23 protein-coding genes and 1 riboswitch are annotated in these 22,113 nt (G+C 55.9%); of the genes, 13 read left to right on the top strand and 10 right to left on the bottom strand.

Going from position 1 to position 22,113, the window contains the following annotated elements:
- Positions 1–4: 4 nt before the first annotated feature.
- The 4 genes from LA5095_RS14865 to LA5095_RS14850 form a co-directional block, all read right to left on the bottom strand.
- Positions 5–1,858, bottom strand: coding sequence for a sensor histidine kinase (locus LA5095_RS14865; RefSeq protein WP_055116220.1), 1,854 nt, complete (start codon positions 1,856–1,858; stop codon positions 5–7).
- Complete coding sequence (locus LA5095_RS14860; protein ID WP_055116218.1) at positions 1,855–2,508, bottom strand: response regulator; 654 nt, start codon at positions 2,506–2,508, stop codon at positions 1,855–1,857. Before LA5095_RS14860 ends, LA5095_RS14865 begins: the two co-directional genes overlap by 4 nt.
- A gap of 497 nt (positions 2,509–3,005) precedes the next feature.
- The gene (locus tag LA5095_RS14855; protein ID WP_055116216.1) at positions 3,006–3,740 is read right to left on the bottom strand and encodes a YrhK family protein; all 735 of its coding nucleotides are present in this window, start codon (positions 3,738–3,740) and stop codon (positions 3,006–3,008) included.
- 82 nt (positions 3,741–3,822) lie between these two features.
- A complete protein-coding gene (locus tag LA5095_RS14850) occupies positions 3,823–4,761 on the bottom strand; it encodes an ABC transporter substrate binding protein (RefSeq protein ID WP_158510381.1) in 939 nt (312 codons plus the stop codon).
- Positions 4,762–5,291: 530 nt separating this feature from the next.
- Positions 5,292–5,503: riboswitch (cobalamin riboswitch) on the top strand.
- A gap of 378 nt (positions 5,504–5,881) precedes the next feature.
- Here LA5095_RS14850 and LA5095_RS14845 point away from each other — a divergent pair.
- From LA5095_RS14845 to LA5095_RS14830, 4 genes are all read left to right on the top strand, one after another.
- Positions 5,882–6,286, top strand: a complete 405-nt coding sequence (locus LA5095_RS14845) for a DUF1636 family protein (protein WP_055116898.1) — start codon at positions 5,882–5,884, stop codon at positions 6,284–6,286.
- Positions 6,283–7,056 carry an ABC transporter ATP-binding protein gene (locus tag LA5095_RS14840; RefSeq protein ID WP_055116210.1) on the top strand — a complete coding sequence of 258 codons (774 nt, stop codon included), beginning with the start codon at positions 6,283–6,285 and terminating at the stop codon, positions 7,054–7,056. Before LA5095_RS14845 ends, LA5095_RS14840 begins: the two co-directional genes overlap by 4 nt.
- 15 nt (positions 7,057–7,071) lie before the next feature.
- Positions 7,072–8,007 carry an ABC transporter substrate-binding protein gene (locus tag LA5095_RS14835; protein ID WP_055116208.1) on the top strand — a complete coding sequence of 312 codons (936 nt, stop codon included), beginning with the start codon at positions 7,072–7,074 and terminating at the stop codon, positions 8,005–8,007.
- Between the two features lie 87 nt (positions 8,008–8,094).
- The gene (locus LA5095_RS14830; protein ID WP_055116207.1) at positions 8,095–9,102 is read left to right on the top strand and encodes a FecCD family ABC transporter permease; all 1,008 of its coding nucleotides are present in this window, start codon (positions 8,095–8,097) and stop codon (positions 9,100–9,102) included.
- On the opposite strand, the gene LA5095_RS14825 is transcribed toward LA5095_RS14830, so the two are convergent.
- Both LA5095_RS14825 and LA5095_RS14820 read right to left on the bottom strand, forming a co-directional pair.
- Positions 9,059–10,300 carry an MFS transporter gene (locus tag LA5095_RS14825; protein WP_055116204.1) on the bottom strand — a complete coding sequence of 414 codons (1,242 nt, stop codon included), beginning with the start codon at positions 10,298–10,300 and terminating at the stop codon, positions 9,059–9,061. The genes LA5095_RS14830 and LA5095_RS14825 overlap by 44 nt on opposite strands.
- 158 nt (positions 10,301–10,458) lie before the next feature.
- Entirely contained in the window at positions 10,459–11,313 is an 855-nt protein-coding gene (locus LA5095_RS14820; RefSeq protein WP_055116202.1) for an SDR family oxidoreductase, read from the bottom strand.
- Between the two features lie 199 nt (positions 11,314–11,512).
- Between LA5095_RS14820 and LA5095_RS14815 the strand changes: the two genes are divergently transcribed.
- A complete protein-coding gene (locus LA5095_RS14815) occupies positions 11,513–11,878 on the top strand; it encodes a winged helix-turn-helix transcriptional regulator (RefSeq protein WP_268873256.1) in 366 nt (121 codons plus the stop codon).
- Between the two features lie 25 nt (positions 11,879–11,903).
- Here LA5095_RS14815 and LA5095_RS14810 read toward each other — a convergent pair whose 3' ends face one another.
- A complete protein-coding gene (locus LA5095_RS14810) occupies positions 11,904–12,794 on the bottom strand; it encodes a hypothetical protein (RefSeq protein ID WP_144435998.1) in 891 nt (296 codons plus the stop codon).
- 9 nt (positions 12,795–12,803) lie between these two features.
- Positions 12,804–13,610, bottom strand: a complete 807-nt coding sequence (locus LA5095_RS14805) for a helix-turn-helix domain-containing protein (protein WP_055116197.1) — start codon at positions 13,608–13,610, stop codon at positions 12,804–12,806.
- Between the two features lie 108 nt (positions 13,611–13,718).
- Here LA5095_RS14805 and LA5095_RS14800 point away from each other — a divergent pair, with 108 nt between their 5' ends.
- Positions 13,719–14,105, top strand: coding sequence for an MAPEG family protein (locus LA5095_RS14800; RefSeq protein ID WP_055116195.1), 387 nt, complete (start codon positions 13,719–13,721; stop codon positions 14,103–14,105).
- Positions 14,106–14,172: 67 nt separating this feature from the next.
- On the opposite strand, the gene msrB is transcribed toward LA5095_RS14800, so the two are convergent.
- Together msrB and LA5095_RS14790 are read right to left on the bottom strand one after the other, a co-directional pair.
- Positions 14,173–14,631 (bottom strand): peptide-methionine (R)-S-oxide reductase MsrB, encoded by a 459-nt coding sequence (msrB, locus tag LA5095_RS14795; RefSeq protein WP_055116894.1) that lies wholly within the window; start codon positions 14,629–14,631, stop codon positions 14,173–14,175.
- Positions 14,632–14,713: 82 nt separating this feature from the next.
- Positions 14,714–15,691: a sensor domain-containing diguanylate cyclase gene (locus tag LA5095_RS14790; protein ID WP_055116892.1), complete on the bottom strand. Its 978-nt coding sequence runs from the start codon at positions 15,689–15,691 to the stop codon at positions 14,714–14,716.
- 429 nt (positions 15,692–16,120) lie between these two features.
- Here LA5095_RS14790 and LA5095_RS14785 point away from each other — a divergent pair, with 429 nt between their 5' ends.
- From LA5095_RS14785 to mnhG, 7 genes are read left to right on the top strand one after another with little or no spacing between them, the layout of a single operon-like run.
- A complete protein-coding gene (locus LA5095_RS14785) occupies positions 16,121–18,511 on the top strand; it encodes a putative monovalent cation/H+ antiporter subunit A (protein ID WP_055116193.1) in 2,391 nt (796 codons plus the stop codon).
- Positions 18,511–18,930, top strand: coding sequence for a Na(+)/H(+) antiporter subunit B (locus tag LA5095_RS14780; RefSeq protein WP_055116191.1), 420 nt, complete (start codon positions 18,511–18,513; stop codon positions 18,928–18,930). Before LA5095_RS14785 ends, LA5095_RS14780 begins: the two co-directional genes overlap by 1 nt.
- A complete protein-coding gene (locus tag LA5095_RS14775; RefSeq protein ID WP_055116189.1) occupies positions 18,930–19,307 on the top strand; it encodes a Na+/H+ antiporter subunit C in 378 nt (125 codons plus the stop codon). The genes LA5095_RS14780 and LA5095_RS14775 overlap by 1 nt, the downstream gene beginning before the upstream one ends.
- A 5-nt stretch (positions 19,308–19,312) precedes the next feature.
- Entirely contained in the window at positions 19,313–20,917 is a 1,605-nt protein-coding gene (locus tag LA5095_RS14770) for a Na+/H+ antiporter subunit D (RefSeq protein WP_055116188.1), read from the top strand.
- Positions 20,914–21,390, top strand: coding sequence for a Na+/H+ antiporter subunit E (locus tag LA5095_RS14765; protein ID WP_055116186.1), 477 nt, complete (start codon positions 20,914–20,916; stop codon positions 21,388–21,390). The genes LA5095_RS14770 and LA5095_RS14765 overlap by 4 nt, the downstream gene beginning before the upstream one ends.
- Complete coding sequence (locus LA5095_RS14760) at positions 21,387–21,743, top strand: cation:proton antiporter (protein ID WP_055116184.1); 357 nt, start codon at positions 21,387–21,389, stop codon at positions 21,741–21,743. Before LA5095_RS14765 ends, LA5095_RS14760 begins: the two co-directional genes overlap by 4 nt.
- Positions 21,740–22,084, top strand: coding sequence for a monovalent cation/H(+) antiporter subunit G (mnhG, locus tag LA5095_RS14755; RefSeq protein ID WP_055116182.1), 345 nt, complete (start codon positions 21,740–21,742; stop codon positions 22,082–22,084). Before LA5095_RS14760 ends, mnhG begins: the two co-directional genes overlap by 4 nt.
- The last annotated feature ends 29 nt before the right edge of the window (positions 22,085–22,113 follow it).

Below are 22,113 nucleotides of genomic sequence, written 5' to 3'. Positions count from 1 at the left end.
GGCTTCAATGCAGCGAGATCGGCATGGTAAAGGAAACGACGGTACCGTCACTCGTGGAGACGATGTCGAGGCTTCCGTCAAGTTCGCTGGCGCGGCTGCGGATATTCTTCAAACCGTGCCCGTTGTTTGCTGCGTGCCGAAAACCGCGGCCGTCGTCCTCAATGTTGATCTTCAGCATCTGCCTGGGCTCGGCCTGTAGTGAAAACCGGACCTTAACCTTGCTGGCGCCGGAGTGTTTGACTGCATTGGTCGTGGCCTCCTGCAGGATGCGCAGTATATTGAGTGCGCGCGAAGGGTTGAGACCCTCAATTGCCGGAATATCAATCATCTGCCAGTCGAGTTCTATGTCGTGTAGCGCCAGTTGTTGTTCTGCGCGCTCCCGAAAAGTTCCAAGCATCCCGGATATGTCGTTTTCCACATCGAGAGATCCGATCAGCATCCTCAGTTCCTCAAGCGCCGCCTGTGCCGAGGTCTCGATCTGATCGGGATTGGATTCGCCCATTCTGCTCATCGCGATGATCGACATCAGTTGACCTCCAAGACCATCATGAACGTCGCGCATTATCCGCCGGCGTTCATCGTGCAATGCCTGCTTTCCCTCAAGAATCTGGCGCTGCGAGAAAGTTTCCCGAAGCTGGTTTTCCTTGTCCGCAATTCGCTCCTCCAGCGTGCTGACGAGATCGTCGACATGGTTCATCGAATGGATGAGACGCTGGAAGAAAATGACACTCAAGGAGGGCAGAATAAGGATGTAGACAATCCGGAAATGCAGGAAATTGCTGTCCGGTGTCACATTGGCAATGATCAGGGTGTCGTGAACGACGAGACCACAGGAGCAAAGCGCGGCAATGAGAAGAAGCGCGCATTCCCAACTGCGCTGCCATATGGCTGCACGCACGAGTACAAAGATCGTCCAGCAAACGATCACCAGCGAAAACGGCACAACGATAAACCTGTCGAGATAATCGAAAACAGGAGAAGGCAGGACAAGGAAGCCAATGGTTGAAAGCGCCGGAAGAACAAAGAGATACCAGGCCGGGAAGGGCAGTTTCCGGTTTGCGAGACTGATGTTGAACAGCAAACCTATAACGGTAAGCCAGAAATTCACCACATAGCCGAGCAGTGCGATTGCGTGCGAGATATCGACAGAGCTGGGCAGATAGATCGGAATGCCGTGAAGACTGCTGAAAAGCAGCAATATTGCGCAATAAAGTGCGGCTGGTTCGTGTTTGCGACTGATCCAGAGTATCAACAACAGCAGTGCCAGCAGCAATTGCCAGAATACGATCAACTCCGGCAGGCGAACGGCGCGCAGATAGTGCCATTCAAAGCTGTTGCGCAAAAGGCTCGACGGACCAATGTAGACGTCGCTCAAAAAGCCCACCAGTTTGCCGCCCGGGGTCATGTCGATTTCGAGCTGGTTGATACCCGGTTTCAATGTTCCGCCGGAAAAGAGAGCAAAATACGGAATACTTTGATCGGGGATCAGGTCTCCACTCAAAAGCCCTCCGGTTGAAAGCTCCGTACCGTTGACCCGTACCGTAATCTGACCGGAGTAGTTGGGGACATAGACACCCCAGCGTCCGTCCCCGGTCCGGTATCGGAATTCGGAACGATAGACGCCTGCTTCGGCGGGACGTTCGGGATGAGAACGCCAGTTGTCCGGTAGCGCGACCTCGGTCTGTTGATCCTGAGCAGCGCCTTGCTGAAAAGTCATTGTCGTCAGCGGCGCGACACCTTGTGGCAGAGGAAGCATTTCGAAGGCGAGCACGAGCGTGATCAGGATGGTGCCGAGCGCCCACAGGAAAAGCACGACAGGATGCTGCCAGACGGTCTTGTTGTTCGCTGAAGTGTTCAAGAGATGTTGATCAATCCACGCTGAATGGCTTCGAAAACAGCTTCGCCACGAGAATTGACTTCAAGCTTCCGATAAATGTTCTTGATGTGCGTCGGTACCGTGTTGCTTGAAATGCCGAGTTTCTCCGCAACATCCTTGTACGTGAAACCCTTGGCAATGCCCCAAAGTATATCCATCTCCCGTTTGGTCAGGAGTTCATCGGACTGATTGTCCTTTTCGGTCCCTTGTACGATTTGAATAATGAAACGCGCGACCGATGTGGAGATTGGCGACTTTCCGGCGACAAGTTGTTTGACGGACTGTGCGATATCGAGGGGGCGGGAATCCTTCAAAAGGAAACCGGACGCACCGCTTGCAATGGCTGTCACGACGCTTTGTTCGTCACCCAGAACGGAAATGACCATAATTTCCATTTCAGGGCGCGTTTTTCTGGCTTGCCGAATCAGATCGAAGCCGTGGCCGTCTGGCAGTTTCAGGTCCGTGATCAACACATCCGCTGGAATGGTGTCGATGGCTTTGGAACCTTCGGCATAACTGGCGCAGGCTGCACGAACCGTAAAATCACCCTCTGACCCGATGCTCGTCTGCAAGGACTGCAACATGACCGGATCGTCTTCCACGAGAATGATATCGACCTCACGGTCAGTCATTTCAGCACCTGCAAAACACACGTTGAGCTATTGGAACATGATTATCAAAATCGACGCCATCCCATATTGAGAGGATAGCGTAAGATCTCAAATCTCACCTATTCTGCAATCGGGCGTTGAGCAGCCGCCCTCGATACTGAAACCTGGACCCTGAACAGCTGAAAAAACACTCAGCTGTTCAGGGTCACTTTTTTGAGCATATTTAGCTTTTGCGTGTTGTTCAATCTGCCAGGGAACGCCATGACAACCCCTCAATGCATCACGAACGTGACTGCAGCATTGCCAATTCCTCGCGCCGTTGTCCTTGCGCCAAATGAATTGGCCGTTCCATTACTTTGCGCGAATGACAGACAGCGTTGGCCTGATGCAATCCGTTGAACCGTTTGCCGCCCGGTGTCTCGATTGACGGTTCGGAAAGACGCTGATCTTCATTGCAACCCAGCTTTTGGTTTTCCGGTCCGCAGGTATGAAAACCGCGTTCCGGACCTTGCAGGAGATCATTTCGCCGGCGCGGGTTTCAGCTTTTGCGAGCGCGCGACGCCACGAATGACCAGGAGCGCACGCCAATAGTTGAAGACCCCGCCCAGCAGGAAAAGGATGCTGCCGGTCAGATACAAAAAAGCCAGATAAGAAAAAAGTTCACGCGCATCGGATTTGCTTTCAATCGTCCAGAGATAAGGCACAGACGCAACGGCAAACAGCACCGATCCGGTCACAAAGGACAAGGCTGTCAGGTTCATCAATTGAAGCTTGATCAGAGATCCGGCAGTGACGATTTGCAGGACATTCACAACCGCACCGACCACAAACAGGAGACTGCCGACAACAAAACAGTACGCGCCCGCCTCGGTGGCATCATACCGTTTCAGGAAACAGACACTTCCGACAATGAAAAGGATCGTTCCAGTGACGTATGTGAGTGCAGCCAAGGTTTCCAGTCTGTCCCAGACAGAGGGTTCACCTTTACGGTGGCGACCCGCGTTGAAAACTTCCAGAAGGTCGTGTCCTGTGACTACGAGATAGAGCACGGAACCCGCGATGAAGGACCAGGCGCCGACATCTGCGTATTTCGCGAAGGCTGGAAAAAACAGTACGCTGCCGATGATGAAAATCACCCCGCCGGTCTTGTAGAGCGCGGCGTTGAGACTTTCCCAGACAAGGTCCTTGCGTACGGTTTCGTGCTTGGCCAGCAGATCGAAATTTCTGGGCCTGTTGAGAAATAGATGCGGCATCGCGAAAAGCTATCAGCTGTTGACAGGGTCTGTATATGTTTGTTGTCCTAGGGCCTTCAATGTGTCTGCAAGACAGGCGAACCTACTTGTAAACCACAGTGTTGGTCGCATTCTCAAGGCGAAGCGTTGACGCAGCCTTGCTGTCTGCATTGACGAAGAGGATAGCGTCAGCAGCGTCGATTTCGTCGATCGGCAACTTGTTTGGCGGAACATCGTCCAGCAGAATTTTCGCGGCCAATTCCGCTGCTGCCTCTCCTCGCTCACGATACTCTGTACCAAAGGCGAGCGTTATTCCTTCGCCGATATAGGCCGTTGACGATCCGATGCTGACGAGGTCGTCCGGAATGATCTCCTTGAGGATCCCGGAATGTGCGATGAACGAAGATGAAGCGGTGACGTAAAGCGCGTCGACGCCTTCAAGCTGCGGGATCAGAGATGAAAGCTGAAGATCGGTTTCGTCCGCATCCGGTGCAAAGCGAAGCCGCTTGGGAGTGATGCCGAGTTTTTCTGCTGCAATCGTGAGGTGGTCGGCCTCTGAGACAGCGTTGTTTTCCCGCGGATCAAACAGGATCGCCATGGTTTGGACAGGGTGAATTTTTCGAAACAACTCCAGGTTCTCGTCCGGTGACAGGGACATCTTGGCACCGGTCATGCCGGAGGGCGGGCAGTCCAGGGACCCGACCAGTCCGACACCGACCGGGTCGGCCACGATATTGAACACACGGGGCACATTTGCGATGTCGAAATTATTGACTGTCTGCGTGACGGTTGTTCCGAAGGTGTAGATCAGGTCCCGTGTTTTCAGAACGTCGAGATTTTCCCGTAAAAACCCGGCCAGTTCTGTCTGGTCACGGTTTGCGTCAAAGTGATCAATGTCGGCATCGATGCCAAGTTCGCCCAGTTTTTCGACAAACCCTTCTTCGGCAGTCGTGAGGCCACGCCAAGTGATCATCAATATGGATTTGGTGTCATCGGCTGCCTCACCGAATACCGGGGTAAGAACCACTGCAACCAAGATCATACAACGAGTAATCAGGTTTTTCATCTTCGGGTGGCGGTCTCTCTTTTATGCAATCAATTTGGAAGTCTGCCCGGTGAGTAGAAGGTTATTCGGATTATTCTTGGTATCAATGCCCATTTTCTTTTTCTTTGGCGCTATAAATTTCAAGGGGAAGGACTGGATACCGCATATACTGTCTTGAATTGACCGCAACCAGTGTTCGCGAGCTCGCGCATTCACGCTTTTTCAGTGGCGATGATCCGGTCATGCATGAGGTGCTGGACTATCGTTTGGGCGGCTGGTCGAAACCATTCCTGTCTTGAGGTCCTGACATTTGATTGTGGCTCCACATGATCGAGAAGTCTTGTTCCAACGAAGCCCGCTCAAGCCCTCCCGTCTACATCTGCACGGCACTGTTGGTTCTTTGGACTCTTGTCGAGTTGGACCGCGGCAACAAGGTAACTGAAATGGTTCAAACCAGCTGAAATTGCCATATGTCGCTGCCTGGAAGACACAGGTCGGTTTGTCGATTGACAGCTTCCTCAATTTCAGCCAATCAATGGTCTTATGGTTCTCGTATCCGGAGCCGGATCGGGATTAAAAGGGAACACGGTGCGGCGTAGCCAAAAGGCACCAAGTCCGTGACTGCCCCCGCAACTGTGAGCGGTGAGCAAACCTGAAAGCGCCACTGGGGAGACCCCGGGAAGGATCAGGCAAGCCATGACCCGCAAGTCAGGAGACCTGCCATTTCATCACAAACTTCAACCCGGACGGGGTGTTCCGGAGGAGCGGATGGCATGGCAAAACAGCGATCGCTGACAGAGTTAGACCTTCGGTTCCTGCAAGCCCCGTGTAATCGCGGAGGGCGAAATGAACCGGACCAGAAACGAAAATGCTGATTTCATACCCGTTTTTCTAGCCAAGGCCGGTGCTTTGGGCGAACGCGCAGCCAGAGCCATGTGCCCTAATGGCTGCAGATTTCCGCTTGCATCGAAAAGTGAACGTAATGTAATAACATTACATAAGTTACAACATAGCCTTTTCAATGAGGTGCAGATTCCGGATCGGCGGTCTGATCATGAACAATCGGGCAGCTCGGATTCGGGCGGTGACAAACACGTGGAAACGTCGGGGATGGCAGATGAGTCGTGAAACGCACAAGATATTCGTCTGTACGTCCTGCAGGCACAATGACAGTGACTTTCGGCCGGGTTTTGAACTGATCGCCAAGCTGCGGGAGGCCTTGACCTGCGGCTTACCGGTTGCCGGAAACGACTTTGAAGTCTCAGGTATCGCGTGCATGGCAGGATGCTCACGGCCCTGCACGGTTGCCTACAGAGCCAATGAAAAGGCGACTTATCTTTTCGGTGACATCGATCCGGAGACGGATATTGATGATCTGGTTGCCTTTGCCCGGCAGTACATGGTTCTGGCGAATGGCTGGTGCAACTCTGCGGACCGTCCCGGCAAACTCCGGCGATCGGCACTCGCGCGCATACCGGCCGCAATGAGCGTGACCGAAGCAGATACGGCAGCCGTTTCATGAGTGGCGCGGCCCTTTCGGCCAGGCAGGCCGGATGGCGTGCGGGGCAGGGCAATACCATCCTGCATCCCGTCAGTTTCGATCTCGCCGCAGGCAAGGTTCTGGGGCTGGCCGGTGCCAACGGTGCGGGCAAATCCACGCTTCTGCGTCTACTTTATCGTTTTCACAGGCCGAGTACCGGTGCGATCTTTCTCGACGGTCAGGATATCTGGAAAATGTCCGCGAGATCGACCGCCAAAAAAGTTGCTGCCGTCCTGCAGGAGCAGCCCACTGATTTTGCATTGACCGTCCGGGAGATCGTCGCACTGGGCCGCCGTCCGCACGGGACGGGGTTCGCCGGAAATGGCAGCGACGACTTCGAAATTACCGAAGGTGCCCTGGACCGGATGGGATTGCTGCCGCTCGCCGCGCGATCCTTCGGAACGCTTTCCGGTGGCGAGCGCCAGCGGGTGATGGTTGCCCGTGCACTTGCCCAGGAGCCCGAATTGCTCATTCTGGATGAGCCGACCAACCACCTGGACATTCGCCACCAGCTGGAAATCGTTGCGCTGATATCCAGCCTCAACATCACTATCGTCACAAGCCTGCACGATCTGAACCTTGCCGGCCGCGTCTGCGACCGCGTCCTGTTGCTGCACAAAGGGGCGGCGGTCGCGTTCGGAGAACCGGAAGACGTTCTGACACCGGACCACATCGAAAAAGCCTATTCCGTGCAGGCGCGACTGGAACAACTTGCGCCGAGCGAACAAGCACATCTTACCTTTCATCTTTAAGTACCGGAGAATTCCATGAAACGTTTGGCAATCGGCCTCGCGACCACCCTTTTTGCAGGATCTGCGCTGGCACAGACCACGGTAAAAAGCTGCGATCGCGAAGTGACATTCGACGCTCCGCCAAAGGCGGCCGTTTCCAATGACGTCAACCTCACCGAAATGATGCTCGTTCTCGGCCTCCGCGATCATATGGTTGGCTATACCGGCATTTCCGGATGGAAAACGCTCGATGAGGAAATGCGTGACGGCGTATCGGAACTAACGGAACTTTCCGCAAAGTATCCAACCAAGGAAGTCCTGATTGGCGCTGATGCGGACTTCTATTTCGCCGGCTGGAACTACGGCATGAAGGTTGGTGGAGAGGTGACCCCGGAAACGCTCGAGCCCTTCGGCATTCAGGTCTACGAACTGACCGAATCGTGCATCCACATCGGTGAAAAACCGAAAGTGTCGATGGCGGATATGTATGATGACCTGATCAATCTGGGTAAGATCTTCGGTGTCGAAGATCAGGCACATGATCTGGTCGCCGGTTACAAGGCCGAACTCGATAGCTATAAATCTTCTTTAAGACCCGGCGATAAGCCTCTGAAAATATTTGTCTATGATAGTGGTGAAGATAAACCGTTCACCGCAGGGCGTTTTGCCATGCCAACGGCACTCATTGAAGCTGCGGGGGGTGTCAATGTACTTGACGATTTCGAAAAGAGCTGGGCCAAGATCGACTGGGAAACCGTGGTCGAAAAGGACCCGGAATTCATCGTTATCGTAAACTACGGAAACGTGACGGCTGAGCAGAAGAGAGATTTCATGATGCAGAATCCTGCATTGGCTGAAATCGACGCCGTCAGGAACGACCGGTTCGTTACGCTCGAATATGTCGAGGCGACACCTGGTCCGCGCAACATCAAAGCTATCAAGAAACTGGCAGAAGCCTTCTGGGGAGAGTAAACCTTGTTGCAGCGACCGACCGCGGAAATATCGAGGGACAGCGTGCAGAAAAGCAGTTCGCCGCCATCAAGCTGGGGGTTCGGCCTCATGCTGATGACCGGCGGGCTTGTGCTGATCATTTCCGTGGTCGTGGCCGTCTCGGTGGGGGCCATTTCGGTCCCGGCCAGTACGGTGTTCGGGGTCGTTGCCAACAAACTGTTGCCCGGCGCCGTCGAAATCGACTGGTCCAGGGGAAGAGAGGCAATTGTCTGGGACATCCGGCTTCCGCGCACATTGCTGGCCGGTTTTGTCGGTGCGGGCCTTGCTATTGTCGGTGCTGCGCTGCAATCGGTCACCCGTAATCCGCTCGCGGACCCGCACCTGCTCGGTATTTCGTCCGGAGGTGCGGCAGGGGCGATCCTGGCTCTCTTGCACACGGGACTGTTCCTGGGGCTGCTGACGGTTCCTCTGATGGCATTCGCGGGCGCGCTCGTCGCAACGCTCATCGTGCTCGGGGTTACGCATTTTGCCTCCGCAACAAGCGCCGACAGACTGGTTCTGGCAGGTGTCGCCGTTTCCTTCATCATCATGTCCCTGGCAAACATCATGATTTTCATGGGAGATCCGCGCGCGACACATACGGTTGTGTTCTGGATGCTGGGCGGACTTGGGCTGGCGCAGTGGAACCACCTGTTGTTTCCTCTCGGCATACTCGTGCTGTCTGTCCCCTATCTTCTGGCGAAGGCGGCAGACCTCAATGCGATGACCATCGGAGACGAAACCGCGTCCACGCTCGGCATCCCCGTGGCGCGGTTCCGGCTGGTCGTGTTCGTGGTCGGCGCCTTGATCACCGGCGTGATGGTTGCCTTTTCGGGCATCATCGGATTCGTCGGGCTCATGATCCCGCATATCGCGCGATTTCTTGTGGGTGGAAGCTACAGGCGTGTTCTGCCTGCCAGCCTGCTTTTGGGGGCGATATTCCTCATCTGGGCCGATATCCTGGCACGGACGCTCATGTCACCGGAAGACATGCCGATCGGCATCGTGACCGGCCTGATCGGCGGAGTGTTCTTCATATTCCTGTTGCGATCGCGGGCCGGGAGCGGCGGCCGCTGAACAGGATGAAGACCATGATCGCCATGTTGAGGAAATTCCAGGCGATACCATTGAGGAATGCTGCCTGGTAGGAACCGGTCAGGTCATAGATCAGACCGGACATCCAGCCACCCAGGGCCATGCCGAGGATCGTTGACATCATGACAAGTCCGACACGCTGCCCGGCTTCGCGCGCGGGCAGATATTCCCGCACGATGACCGCATAGCTGGGAACGATGCCGCCCTGAGACAGGCCAAAGATCAGCGACACAAGGTAAAGCGACGCGAGCCCGTTGAATGGAATGTAGAGGAAGAGTGCCGCGCATTGCAGGACCGACCCGATCAGAAGTGTCCACACACCACCGATCTTGTCGGCGAGATATCCCGACAAAAGGCGACTGACGACACCGGCCCCTGTCATCAGGGCAATCATGTCGGCGCCAGGCGCAATTCCGTATCCAAGGTCCACGCAATAGGCGACGATATGCACTTGCGGCATGGACATTGCCACGCAGCAACCAAGACCGGCGACCACAAGCAGGAACTGCAGCGCGGTCGGAGAGAGACCGCTCGGCTGACCGCCGAAAGTGTTGCCGGAGGGCAGGGCGCTCAGGGCGGACGCGGGTGGCGGGCGGCGCAAGGCCAGCGCCAGCGGGACCATCAGCACCACACAAAGCGCACCAATCAACAGGTAGGTTTCTCGCCAGTCGTTGCTGACAAGGCTCCATTTAATGAAGGATGGCCAGAGAACCCCCGCAAGATAGTTGCCGCTTGCCGCGCAGGCTACCGCAAGTCCCCTGCGTTTCAGGAACCAGTGCGAGACGTCGGCCACGAGCGGGCCAAACGTTGCCGCTGTTCCGAGGCCGATCAATACGCCCTGGGCCACCGTAAACAGCAGGATATTCGGAGAAACGGCGGCAAGTGCAAAACCCGCCCCCAAAAACAGAGCAGACGCGATGACGGGTGGAACGATGCCGAACCTGTCGACAAATCGCCCGAGAATATAGTTTCCAACGGCAAAACCGACCATTGTTGCCGTGTAGGGAAGCGACGCACCGGCCCGGTCAACACCGAAATCCGTCTGAACGTCCGGAAGCACGATCACGACCACCCACATTCCGGCACCGCCTACGGTGCTCAAAAGAATTGAGATCGCGAGACGGAACCAGGCATAGGGCCCGTCTTGAACATAAGGATCTGACACGGGGTGACCGGACATCTTTGGCTTTCAAACTGGGTATAGCCACCTGCGTATCAGGTTCGATGAAACCGGGCCAACAAATATCCTTGAAGTGATTGAGCAATTTCCTGAATGAATGGCCGGAGACATCAGCATGTCTCCGGCACTGCTACAACAAATTCAGATAAACTCACCGTTTAGGCGGACGACAGCGACTCGGCGACAAACGTTGAAACAGGTTTGGTCGGGCGTCTTATCAAGGCGCGAAGCGCCGTTGAAGCATTGTAAAGTTCTCCGGAAGCTGCTCCCCGGTCCGCATCGGAAATCGCCCTGGCAAACGCCTCCGGCAAGCCTGCACCCATGAGAACGCCGGCGTAGTCGTCCTCGGTCAGGTTTTGAAAAGGTATGTTCCGGCCGGTCTGTCTTGAAATTTCCGCTGCAAGCTCCGACAGGCTGATGGACTGATCTCCGGCAAGTTCCATCACCCGCGTCGACAGGTCGGCACCCGAAACAACGCGTGCGGCCGCTTCGGCGTAGTCTTCGCGTCCTGCAACAGAAATTCTGCCGTCTCCACTTGCACCGACAACAGCACCGTGCTGAAGCGCTGCTGCAACGGTGCCCGCATAGTTTTCAAGATACCATCCGTTCCGGAGAACCGCATGGGCGATACCGCTTTTTGACAGAATACTCTCGGTGTCGATGTGCTCGGCGGCGAGAACGAGGCTGGAGTTGGGTACATTCAGCAAGCTCGTATAGGTGATGAAACTCACACCTGCTGACTTCGCGGCCTCGATAACTGCTGCATGTTGGGCAACCCGTTGGCCGACTTCCGAGCCGGAAATCAGAAGCAAACGTGTGACACCTGCAAGACCTTCGGCAAGGCCGGAAGGATCGTTGTAATCGAAACGCGACACACTGATCTGGCTGCTGACAAGATCCTGCGCTTTGTCCGGCGAGCGGACCAATGCCCGGACGGGTTCATGGGTGAGGCTCGAAAGATGTTTCAGGACAAGGCGTCCGAGTTGGCCATTGGCACCCGTGACTGCAATCATTGAATGTCTCCTGGATTTCTGACTGAGGATCAATCGGATGCAGCCCATGTAGACTCAAAACTTACTTTTTGTTAGTACGTACAAAAAGGTTAGTTTTGAGATTGCAGGTTCCATGAAGGAAAAAAGTCTGACGAAGCGGGAGAACATGGACGTATCGGTGCCGGATAGGACGAACAGCGACGGGCAGGCATTGTCGGAAATGTTGCGGCGAGGGGAGTTGTTCAATCAGAACTGTCCTTCCCGGGAGATCCTGAAACATCTCACCAGCCGCTGGGGTGTGCTGGTGCTGATCGCGCTGCTGGATCGTGACCACCGGTTTTCGGACCTCAGACGCAAGGTCGGGGGCGTCAGTGAAAAGATGTTGGCGCAAACACTCCAGACGCTGGAAGCAGATGGTTTCGTGAACCGCTTTTCGCATCCGGTCGTGCCGCCGCACGTTGACTACAGCCTGACGCCGATCGGGCGTGAAGTCGCCTTGAAAGTGAGAGATTTTGCCGACTGGATCGAAGTGAATATCACGCGCATCCTGTCATCAAGATCGGTGAGTGGAGCCGCATCGGAATAGGGCCGGGGTTTCCTGACCGGCCCGTTTATCCAGGTCGGCAGACCTGCGCGGATTTACGATTTTCAAGTTCAAGACGCAGGCACGCCTTTTCAGGCAATGCGCCGGGCGTGGTTCGTTTTATTGCTGCTGGAAATGCGACACGGTGCAACTCTCTGGCCTTGCCGTCCTGAATCCCGATCACACGCAGCGTTCGGCGGTCATTGGAAGGCACCGCTATGTCAGTTCGTCCGTCTCCGTCAAAGTCGAGATCACCGGAAAGACCTTGCTCGCGGGCGCCGATTTGGTGATTTGAAAATCCGTTTATCGAAACGATCGGGACCAGGTCTGTACCACGCCACTCCACGAAATAAAGCGTTCCACCGATATGCGGTGTTTCAACGTAGGCGATCTGGGGTTTCCCGCGTCCGGCGTAGTCCGCGATTCCAGCAATATTGAGCCATCTGTTGGAGCGACCGATCGGCGCTGTTGCTGCCAGTTCCACCAGTTTACCGTCCCGCAGCCCATAAACTGCAACGCTTCCGCCAGCCGACAGAAAAGACCGGATCGTGATCACCTCGAACTTTCCATCCTGATCCAGATCCACAATTCTGGGGGTTCTGTCTTCGAACACCTGGCTATCGGGCAAGACAAGTTTGTAGGTACCACCGTTCCGGACCGTGACATGAAGCGAACCTGCTTCGATCGCATCTCCCAGAATGCCGTGCCGGTACCTTCGGGTGGGCGAGCCATACCACGCGGCAACAGCGTCTGGTTCGCCGTTCCGGTAGATGGCGTAGTTTCCGTCCGGCAAGCCGTTTGCAGGTTTTGCACTGCCCATTGTCCAGACGGCCTGGGGAAGAGGCGAAGCGTTTGCAGGACCTGGCTGCAGTAACAACGCGACGGCAAGCAGTACGGAAAGGCCAACGAGTTTTTCCAAGACCACCTCCTATTCAGCGGCATTCAGGTTGGTGGGCTGGTCTCCGGCCGAAAGCAGACAGGTTTCGGTAGCCGCGTCCATCGGCACCATGAGTTCGATGGTCATTCCCTCGACAACGGCGTCCTGAACGGATGCGAGCTGTCCGATCATGGAGGTCACCTGGAGCCGGACCCCGTCAGGCCCGAGCAGCTCAACAGGCACGAAAACCGGCACATCTTCGCGAAATGTCTCATCAAGCCCATCAAGCAGGCCGCTTGCGTGAGCCTCTTCCAGAAGGGTGGCGAGTCCGGGGTCGTCGGCCGCCTCCCTGTAGAGGCGAGCGGCGAAAACCGGCGCAGCTGCCTTCCAGTTGAGTATCCTTTCCCGGAAGGCAGGCGACAGAAAAACCCGAAAAAGGTTCGCAGGCTCGTTCTGTTCTCCCGTAATGCCGGCCAGAAACAGTTTGCCGGGACCATTGACCCTCAGAATCGTCCAGCGTTTGTCCAACACGAAGGCGGGAAAGGGCCAGTTCGCCAAAAGCCGGTTCTCGATCAGGTTCAGCGCATCCTGAACATCGCGGGAGTCTTCGGCACGGCATTTGTACGGACTTGCGTATCCCGCAGTCTCGTAAAGGACGTGACCACGGCTGACTGGCAGGGCAAGCTCCCGCTCAATGCGCTGGATCATGAACCTGCTCGGCTGCGCACGTCCGGTTTCCAGGAACGAGACGTGCCGCTGGGTCGACCCGATGCGGCCTGCCAAGTCGGCCTGACTCAGGCTGCGCTCGCTGCGGAGCGATTTCAAAGACTTTCCGAATGCAGAGCCATACACGTTCATATTTGGGTCCAAAAGCTGTCTCTATTCCCTGCAGGGGAATTGCCGCAGGTTCAGAAAAATCTAGGCTCCAGCCGACGTTCATTCAACACACGAACGCTGGAGTACGCGATGACGACATGGATCCTTGCAGTTCTGGTGCTGTATTTTGGCCAGATCTATTTCACCGCCTTGATGTATCTGCCATCGGCAGGGCTAGTGCGCCTCGCCGGTGGGCGGGATGTCTTGCCGGAGAAAGGCAGATTGGCGCTGCGAGCCGACAAGGCTCTCGTCAACATGAAGGAAAACCTGCCGTTTTTTCTCGTGCCGGCGGTTCTGACTTTTGTCTTGCCGAATGTGAACCTCGGTCTGGCGTTGATCGGGGCGCAGCTGTTTTTCTGGGGGCGGCTCGCTTATGCGCCGCTTTATGTATCGGGAATTCCAGGGCCACGTTCCATCGCCTACGGGGTCGCACTGATTGGCAACCTCATGATGGTCTGGGCACTCTTCGGCGGTTGATAGGACAAGACACCTTGTGTCGCGCTGTCCGTGGAAGGCCTGACCGGAACTGCCGGTCAGGTTGAATTCAGGTGTCTTCGCCAGACTTTGATGGGCGGCTTCCGCCGTGAACGAAGGTCATGGCATGTCCGTTAAGACAATATCGCAGTCCGGTCGGCTTTGGACCATCGGGAAACACATGCCCCAGATGGGCATCGCACTGACGACAGCGGATCTCTGTCCGGGTCATGCCGTGTGACTTGTCTTCCAGTTCCCGGATTGACTCGGGATGAACCGATTGAAAAAAACTGGGCCAACCGCATCCGGCATCGAACTTGGTGTCCGACATGAAAAGCGGCGCTTCGCAACACACGCAGTCATATCTCCCGACGAGCTTGTTGTCCCAATGGGGGCCCGTGAAGGGACGTTCTGTCCCGGATTGGCGTGTCACATAGAACTGCTCAGCCGTCAGCTGATTCATCCACTCGGCGGTGGTCTTTCTCACCTTGGGCGCTTCGTCTTCCGTGTGGGTGATGTCGTCGCTCATTGTGAAGTTCCTGGTTTCAATTTTCATGTGAAGAGATAGGACATTGCAGTCAAACGGCAATAAGGCGTGGATCAACAGTGCGTTAGCGGGACAGGGTGCGCATGACGGTTTTGACCCTGTTCCCGCCCTCCTGACGTGCCTGGAAAACACAATCTTCGGCTGCGGACAGAATGACTTCCGGACTTTCCGATATGCCGGTTTGTTCTGCCACGACACATGCGGCGCCAACGGATGCGGTGACGATACCGTTTCCCGCAGTGTTGGCAGGGTTCGGTATGGCGAGATCCTGGATGGCTATGTGAATGTACGCGCTGATGGTTTCCGCACCCATCTCGTGGGTTCTGGGCAGAAGAAGCGAGAATTCCGCTTCGGCTGTGCGCGCAGTAATGTCTGCCGGTCGGCGCGCTGTTTCCTTCAGCATTCCGGCTACCCTGGACAGGCAATCTTCCACCGCGCCGGGCCCATGGTTTTCGGCAAAGGATTCAAAGCGGTCGAGCGTGACCTTGATCAGGCTGGTGTGCGACTTTTCGCGCAGCGAGATTGCCCATTCCCGTTTCAAGTTGTCTTCAAAGGCACGACGATTGTACAGACCGGTAAGCGGATCGCTCTGCGAAGCAGCCTCGAGCAGGTTCTCCAACTCGCGCAGTCTTGCAATGCTGCGGAAATAGACAACATAGGCATAGGGTTCGCCGTGTCCGTCTTCCAGAAGGTGCACGGTGACCTCCGCCCAGACCAGTGAACCATAGGCTGACCTCAGTTGAAGATCCGCTTTCGGCAGCGAGACCGGACGGGCAGCGCTTCCGGACAAGATCAGATGCAGAGCCTCCGCGTCGGCGTTTTCCTCATCGACATAAACCAGATCGCTCATGTAATCGGCGAGGTTTGCCGAAGACCAGCCAAACAGCTTTTCGGCAGCCGGGGAAACAAAGGTTGGTTTTCCGTCCGGGGACAACACGATGACGGCGTCCGGACTCAGTTTGACAATTGCTTCGAAATCAATGCCAGGCGCGTGCAGCTGATCTGCCGCGGAATATCTGTTCTTGTTGTGGTCCAACGCCATTACTGTCTCGCTCAGCATTCCTTGGCAACGCTACGTCCATGGCTTCGCTGTACCAAAACTGAACGGTATTTGGATTGCGAAATCAAGTGGCATCGAACGGGCCTATTTGCTCGGGAGGCGAAAAAGGCTCTTTGCTTTGGTTAATTTGCACAGAATGACAATAGCCGACGCGTCGAATTTATCGGGCTCGCTTCAAGACCATCCGCTCTCTTTGGCAGCTTTCACGTGACGAAACACCAGGGTAACCTCCTAACGAAGCAGCTCCGATGTCGAATTATTCCAAAAATCGTTCCTGAATCGCTTGAAGACGCGCAATCGTGTGCCTTAGACATGTCATAAATATTCCAGCCCGCTATTATTCAGCAAAAAGGTGTTGATTCGAGCGGGTTGACACCAGTCGGTCTATTTAAAACGTGACGAAAGATCAGTATGACGCCAGCAGTGATCGACGACACTACTTTATACGCCGTTCTGGCACCGTTCGCCGCAGCCGTGGTCGCTCCGTTTTTGACGCGCTTGCTCAAACACAATGCGGCCTGGCCACTTGCGCTGGTGCCGGCACTGATCTTCCTGCATTTCGTTGGTTTCATCGAGCCGGTTTCCCGGGGAGAGACGTTCGTGGCGGCCAAGGCGTGGGCGCCCAGCTACGGCATCAATTTTTCGGTTTACGTCGACGGCCTGTCAACACTCTTCGGCCTGTTGATCTCAGGTATCGGCACGTTCATCATTCTCTACGCGGGCGGTTATCTGAAAGGGCATCCTCAGCAGGGTCGGTTCTTTTCATTCCTGTTCATGTTCATGGGAGCGATGCTCGGGCTCGTGCTCGGCAACAACCTGATCTCGCTGTTTATTTTCTGGGAGTTGACGTCGATCACGTCGTTCCTGCTGATCGGCTTCGATCACCTTCGCGCTGCCTCCAGAAGAGCTGCAATCCAGGCGCTTGTTGTGACCGGCGGCGGCGGGCTTGCCCTGCTGGCAGGCTTCATTCTGATCATCTCCGCGACCGGCGAGATCGAGATGTCCGTGCTGCTGGGCTCACCGGACATCATCAAGGATTCGGGGCTCTATCTGCCGATTTTCCTGCTGGTTCTTGGTGGTGCTTTCACGAAGTCGGCTCAGTTTCCGTTCCATTTCTGGTTGCCGAACGCGATGGAAGCGCCGACCCCGGTTTCCGCCTATCTCCACTCCGCGACCATGGTCAAGGCGGGCGTCTACATGCTAATGCGCATGCATCCGCTTCTCGGAGACACGGTACTCTGGACTACCGTGCTGCCCTTGTTCGGCGGTGTGACGCTTCTGGTCGGAACGATCCTTGCGGTCCGCCAGACGGACCTGAAGCTGATGCTGGCCTATACAACGGTGGCCTCGCTCGGGCTCCTCGTGATGCTCACCGGCACCAGTCATGAAAAAGCTCTCGAAGGCGCGGTTCTTTATCTGCTAGCCCATTCGCTCTTCAAGGGGGCGCTCTTCATGGTCGCCGGCACGATCGATCATGAAGCAGGGACGCGGGATGTTACCAAGCTCGGTGGTCTCAGAAAGGCAATGCCTGTCACCTTCGTGGCAGCCTGTCTGGCGGCACTTTCCATGGCCGGATTGCCACCCTTCATCGGCTTTATTGCGAAAGAAGTTCTCTATTACGGTACGTCAAACATCGGGGACTTGGGTCAGCTTGGTGTTATCATTACTATTGTCGCGGTCATCGGAAACGCACTGATGCTGGTGATTGCCGCTGCGGTCGCGATGAAACCGTTTTTCGGTCCCAAAGTCGATACCCCCAAACAAGCACACGAGGGCCCGGTTCTTCTCATTGCAGGGCCTGTGGTGCTCTCAGTTATCGGCATCATCCTGGGATTGATTGCCCATACAACGGGCATTCTTTTCGTTGGCCCGACGCTGTCATCGCTGCTTGGTGAATTCAAGCAGATTGATCTTCATTTGATACCGACAGAGCCCACCCCCGTGATTCTGTCTTTCACTACCGTCGGTCTTGGCATTGCACTCTTCACCCAACTCGACAAGTTGCGAGACTTCACAGCATCCGTCCTCAAGGCGATCGGCTGGGGACCGGACCAGGGGTTCGACCAGTTCGTGAGCGGGATTGTCCGGTTCGCCACATGGCTGACCAGGCTGCTTCAGACGGGCAAGATGCAGACCTACATGCTTCTGACTTTCTTTTTCACGGCACTGGCGGTGCTGCTGCCCGGCTACCTGACGAACAGTTTCCCGGCAATGCCGAAACTTCCAGAATACCGCTTCTACGAGTGGGGCATTCTCCTGATCGCGGTGCTCGGTCTTTTCGCAATCCTGGTTGCCAGAACCCGGCTGACAGCCATCGTGTCGCTTGGTGTCCAGGGCTTCGCCGTGGCGCTGATCTTCATGATGTTCGGTGCTCCGGATCTTTCCTTCACGCAGTTCATGGTGGAAACGCTCTCCGTGGTCATTCTGGCGCTCGTGATGACACGCCTCAATCTATCGCCACGTGACCATCGCACCGTTCCGGCGAGACTGCTGGCCGGTGTTGTTGCAGTTGCCGTCGGGCTTGGCCTTGGGTTGACGCTGCTTTCCATCACGCAACAGCCGTTCGACAGTACCTTGTCCGTGTTCTTCACGGAATTCAGCCGGTCGATTGCTCACGGACGCAACATCGTCAACGTGATCCTCGTCGATTTCCGCGGATTCGATACGCTCGGTGAAATCGCGGTCGTCGTCCTGGCCGGTCTGTGTGTCCTGGCTCTCATCAGGGTGCGGACCAAACCGGATACCGTGCTGGACCCGCCGCCTGAACGCACCGGTCAATCTCAAAATGCGGAGGCTCGCTGATGCGCACGGTCATTTTCCGCACCATTGCACCCTATCTTGCTGCGCTGATGGTTCTGTTTTCCATCTTCGTGCTCCTTCGCGGGCACAATGAGCCGGGAGGCGGTTTCATCGGCGGGCTGATCGCGGCCTCGGCGCTGGCGATTTTCGGGATCGCCTGCGGTGTCGCTTCGGTGAGGCGGGCCATCGTGTTTCACCCGATGGGTATTTCCGGGTTCGGGCTGTTCATCGGAGCGCTTGCCGGCGTCGTGTCCTTCTTCAGGGGACAGGCCTTCATGACAAGCCAGTGGCTGATATTCGATTTCTTTGATGTCGAGGTTGCCCTGTCGACGCCGCTTGTCTTCGATATCGGCGTCTACCTCGTGGTCGTCGGGGCAATCGGCTCCATCGCCCTTGCGCTGGAAGAAAGGGAGTCGGACTGATGGAAACCGGCGTCACAGTCCTGATCAGCCTGTTCTTTATGGTTGCTGTCTATCTCATGCTGTCCAAGCAGCTCGTGCGGATCTTGCTCGGCATTGCCATCCTCGGAAATGCGGTGAACATGCTCATATTCACCAATGGCCGGCTCACGCGGGAAATACCACCACTGATCCCGGCGCATCTCTACACGCCGGAAACGGCAACGGCCAATCCACTGCCGCAGGCTCTGGTTCTGACCGCGATCGTGATCTCGTTTTCGTTTTTTGCATTTCTCCTGGTTCTGGCGTTTCGCGCGTATCAGGAACTTGGAACCGACGAGGTCAACAAGATGCGTGTGGCCGAACCTGAAAACGACCAAACTCCGCCTCAAGGGTACTAAGCTTTATGGCAGGCTCTTCTGTTTCCGTTGACTATGCCGACGCAATGATCACGACGCCCATCGCGGCGGGGGACTGGCTCATTGTCGCGCCGTCCCTGATCACGATGCTCGGCGGGGCGCTTTGCCTGATGTTGCGCAAGCACACCGATCTTCAGCCGAAGCTTGGCATAACGCTGCTCGGCGTGCTCGTTCTGGCCAGCTTTGCATTGCTGGTCCGGGTTCTGGACCACGGCGTCATCACGATGGTGATGGGCAACTGGTTGCCGCCTTTCGGGATCGCGGTGACCGCCGACACCCTTGGAGCCACCCTGACATTCATCGGCTCGGTTGTTGCCTTTTGTGCCGGTGTGTTCGGCATGAAGACGGTCAGCAATTCCGGACGCAGATACGGGTTCTATCCGTTCCTTTTGCTGCTCATGACAGGGGTGTGCGGTTCCTTCCTGACAGCCGATATCTTCAACCTTTATGTCTGGTTCGAGGTTCTGCTGATTTCGTCCTACGGCCTGCTCATTCTCGGCAATGACCGGATCCAGCTGGACGGAGCCGTGAAATACGGGGTGCTCAACCTGGTCGGGACCAACCTGTTTCTGATCGCAACGGGCCTGCTTTACGGTATTTTCGGTACACTCAACATGGCCGATATCGCCATCAAGGTTGCCGAACTGGAAAACCCGGCCTCGGGAACACTTGCAACCGTTGCAGCGCTTTATTTTCTTGCCTTTGCCATGAAGGCGGCCGCCTTTCCCGTCAATTTCTGGCTGCCGGCCTCCTATCATACGCCGAACATCGTTGTGTCCGCCGTGTTTGCAGGACTGCTGACAAAGGTCGGTGTCTATGCCCTGATCAGGATCTTTGTACTCATCCTGCCTGCTTCACTCGGCTACATGGCCGATATATTCGGCCTGGTTGCCATCGTTACGCTGATGACCGGTGCGCTGGGCGCTCTGGCACAGACCGAGATCAGGAGGTTGCTGGGGTATCTGGTCATCGCCGGGATCGGATCGATGCTGGCGGGCGTTGCTGTTGCATCCAACAGCGAGGTCGCCACGCTGGCCATATCGGGCGCGATTTTCTATGCGGTGCATTCCATCATTGTGATGACAGCGCTCTACATGTCCGCCGGGATCATGAACATGATGGGTGGCTCCTACAATCTCAGGAAGCTGGGAGGGCTCTATCAGAAGAGCATTGCGTTTGCGGGCGTGTTTCTGATTTTGGCATTTGCCGTGTCGGGCCTGCCGCCCTTTTCCGGCTTCTGGCCGAAGATCATGCTGGTCGACGCCGCTTTTAAAGATGACCGGTTCTGGCTGGGAGCAGCCATTCTTGTGAGCGGTTTCCTGACGACACTTGCCATGGGGCGCATCTGGATTTTCGCTTTCTGGCGGGGCGGGCCGGAAGGCACGCCCGATGGAAAAAGCGTCGAGGTGTCCGGGTCATCGCAATCGGATCTTGCAAGCGGTGCGATCTGGCTGCCTCTAGGCATTCTCACCGCACTTGTCGTCTATTTCGGCATCCAACCGGAATGGATGATAGAGTTATCGACGCAGGGTGCGAGCAGTGTCGTTGATCCGCTCGGCTACATTCGCTCAGTCTTTGGAGAGCAGGGATGACGAGCCTCTTTCTCATCAACATTCTCATGGCGCTGGCCTGGGGAGCTGTTACAGGCAGTTTTTCGGAGGTCAATCTCGCTTTCGGATTTGTGCTTGGGTCAGGGGCGCTCTATCTGATCCGGGAGCAAGTGGGCACGTCGGCGTATTTTCGGCGGTTCGGAAAATCGGTCGGGCTGGCCGTAACCTTCGTACGGGAACTGGTCCTGTCGGCCTGGAGGGTCGCGTTGATCGTGCTCAGGCCAAAAATCGAGCTTGAACCGGGCATCATTGCTCTCCCGTTGACTGTCGACACGGATTTCGAAATCACAATGCTTGCAAATCTCATTACCTTGACGCCCGGCACATTGTCGGTGGATGTATCGGAGGATCGCAAGACGCTCTTCATCCACTGCATTGACGTTCCGGATCCGCAGGCAACGATCGATGACATCAAGAACGGATTTGAGCGCAAGATCATGGAGGCATTCAGATGACCCCATTTGAGTTGTTTGCGTCTCAGTTCCTGGGCATTGCAGTCAAGATTTCGCTTGGAATTCTGACTGTCGCCTTCATGGTGATCGTTTACAGGACAGTCAAAGGACCGGGGTTGCCTGACAGGGTCGTTGCGCTGGACATGCTTGTTGCCGTCGGTATCGGCTTCATTGCCGCAATCGGCGTTTCCACGGGAATCTATCTCTATATCGATATTGCCATCACGCTGGGCCTCGTCGGCTTCCTTGCAACGGTGGCGTTTGCACGTTTCATCCTCAACCGGGGAATGGCGGGTGACGAAACCATCATGGAAGAGGTCGAGGAAAGCATCAAACGCAGGGAGGCAGGCCAATGAGTGCGATCGTTGATATCGTAACCGGTCTGATGCTGATCACAGGTGCATGTTTTGCCTTTGTCGCCTCGCTCGGCCTCGTCCGGCTGAAGGACGTGTACATGCGAACACATGCCGCATCAAAGGCCGGCACACTCGGCTCGGGCCTCATGCTGCTTGCGCTGGCTGTGGAGGCCGGCGACCTTTCCGTTGTGACACGCGCTATTGCCGGTGTCGTCTTCTTCCTGCTGACAGCCCCAATTTCGGCCCATTTATTGGCAAAAGCTGCATATGCGGCAGGATATCGCCCCTGCGCTGATACCAAAATCGACGCATTGGCCGAGACCGTTCGGCCAAACGAGTGAGCTTGGGCGCACAACAGCCTTGCGAAACC

This window comes from Roseibium album, from assembly GCF_001404515.1.
Lineage (GTDB): Bacteria > Pseudomonadota > Alphaproteobacteria > Rhizobiales > Stappiaceae > Roseibium > Roseibium album.
This window is presented reverse-complemented; position numbering and strand designations above follow the sequence as displayed.

Bases quoted from the DNA above. Each gene is read 5' to 3' on its own strand.
- LA5095_RS14860 (WP_055116218.1), bottom strand. From the start codon at position 2,508: ATGACTGACCGTGAGGTCGATATCATTCTCGTGGAAGACGATCCGGTC.
- LA5095_RS14855 (WP_055116216.1), bottom strand. From the start codon at position 3,740: ATGCCGCATCTATTTCTCAACAGGCCCAGAAATTTCGATCTGCTGGCC.
- LA5095_RS14850 (WP_158510381.1), bottom strand. From the start codon at position 4,761: ATGATCTTGGTTGCAGTGGTTCTTACCCCGGTATTCGGTGAGGCAGCC.
- LA5095_RS14845 (WP_055116898.1), top strand. From the start codon at position 5,882: ATGAGTCGTGAAACGCACAAGATATTCGTCTGTACGTCCTGCAGGCAC.
- LA5095_RS14840 (WP_055116210.1), top strand. From the start codon at position 6,283: ATGAGTGGCGCGGCCCTTTCGGCCAGGCAGGCCGGATGGCGTGCGGGG.
- LA5095_RS14835 (WP_055116208.1), top strand. From the start codon at position 7,072: ATGAAACGTTTGGCAATCGGCCTCGCGACCACCCTTTTTGCAGGATCT.
- LA5095_RS14830 (WP_055116207.1), top strand. From the start codon at position 8,095: ATGCTGATGACCGGCGGGCTTGTGCTGATCATTTCCGTGGTCGTGGCC.
- LA5095_RS14825 (WP_055116204.1), bottom strand. From the start codon at position 10,300: ATGTCCGGTCACCCCGTGTCAGATCCTTATGTTCAAGACGGGCCCTAT.
- LA5095_RS14820 (WP_055116202.1), bottom strand. From the start codon at position 11,313: ATGATTGCAGTCACGGGTGCCAATGGCCAACTCGGACGCCTTGTCCTG.
- LA5095_RS14815 (WP_268873256.1), top strand. From the start codon at position 11,513: ATGTTGCGGCGAGGGGAGTTGTTCAATCAGAACTGTCCTTCCCGGGAG.
- LA5095_RS14805 (WP_055116197.1), bottom strand. From the start codon at position 13,610: ATGAACGTGTATGGCTCTGCATTCGGAAAGTCTTTGAAATCGCTCCGC.
- LA5095_RS14800 (WP_055116195.1), top strand. From the start codon at position 13,719: ATGACGACATGGATCCTTGCAGTTCTGGTGCTGTATTTTGGCCAGATC.
- msrB (WP_055116894.1), bottom strand. From the start codon at position 14,631: ATGAGCGACGACATCACCCACACGGAAGACGAAGCGCCCAAGGTGAGA.
- LA5095_RS14790 (WP_055116892.1), bottom strand. From the start codon at position 15,691: ATGGCGTTGGACCACAACAAGAACAGATATTCCGCGGCAGATCAGCTG.
- LA5095_RS14785 (WP_055116193.1), top strand. From the start codon at position 16,121: ATGACGCCAGCAGTGATCGACGACACTACTTTATACGCCGTTCTGGCA.
- LA5095_RS14780 (WP_055116191.1), top strand. From the start codon at position 18,511: ATGCGCACGGTCATTTTCCGCACCATTGCACCCTATCTTGCTGCGCTG.
- LA5095_RS14775 (WP_055116189.1), top strand. From the start codon at position 18,930: ATGGAAACCGGCGTCACAGTCCTGATCAGCCTGTTCTTTATGGTTGCT.
- LA5095_RS14770 (WP_055116188.1), top strand. From the start codon at position 19,313: ATGGCAGGCTCTTCTGTTTCCGTTGACTATGCCGACGCAATGATCACG.
- LA5095_RS14765 (WP_055116186.1), top strand. From the start codon at position 20,914: ATGACGAGCCTCTTTCTCATCAACATTCTCATGGCGCTGGCCTGGGGA.
- LA5095_RS14760 (WP_055116184.1), top strand. From the start codon at position 21,387: ATGACCCCATTTGAGTTGTTTGCGTCTCAGTTCCTGGGCATTGCAGTC.
- mnhG (WP_055116182.1), top strand. From the start codon at position 21,740: ATGAGTGCGATCGTTGATATCGTAACCGGTCTGATGCTGATCACAGGT.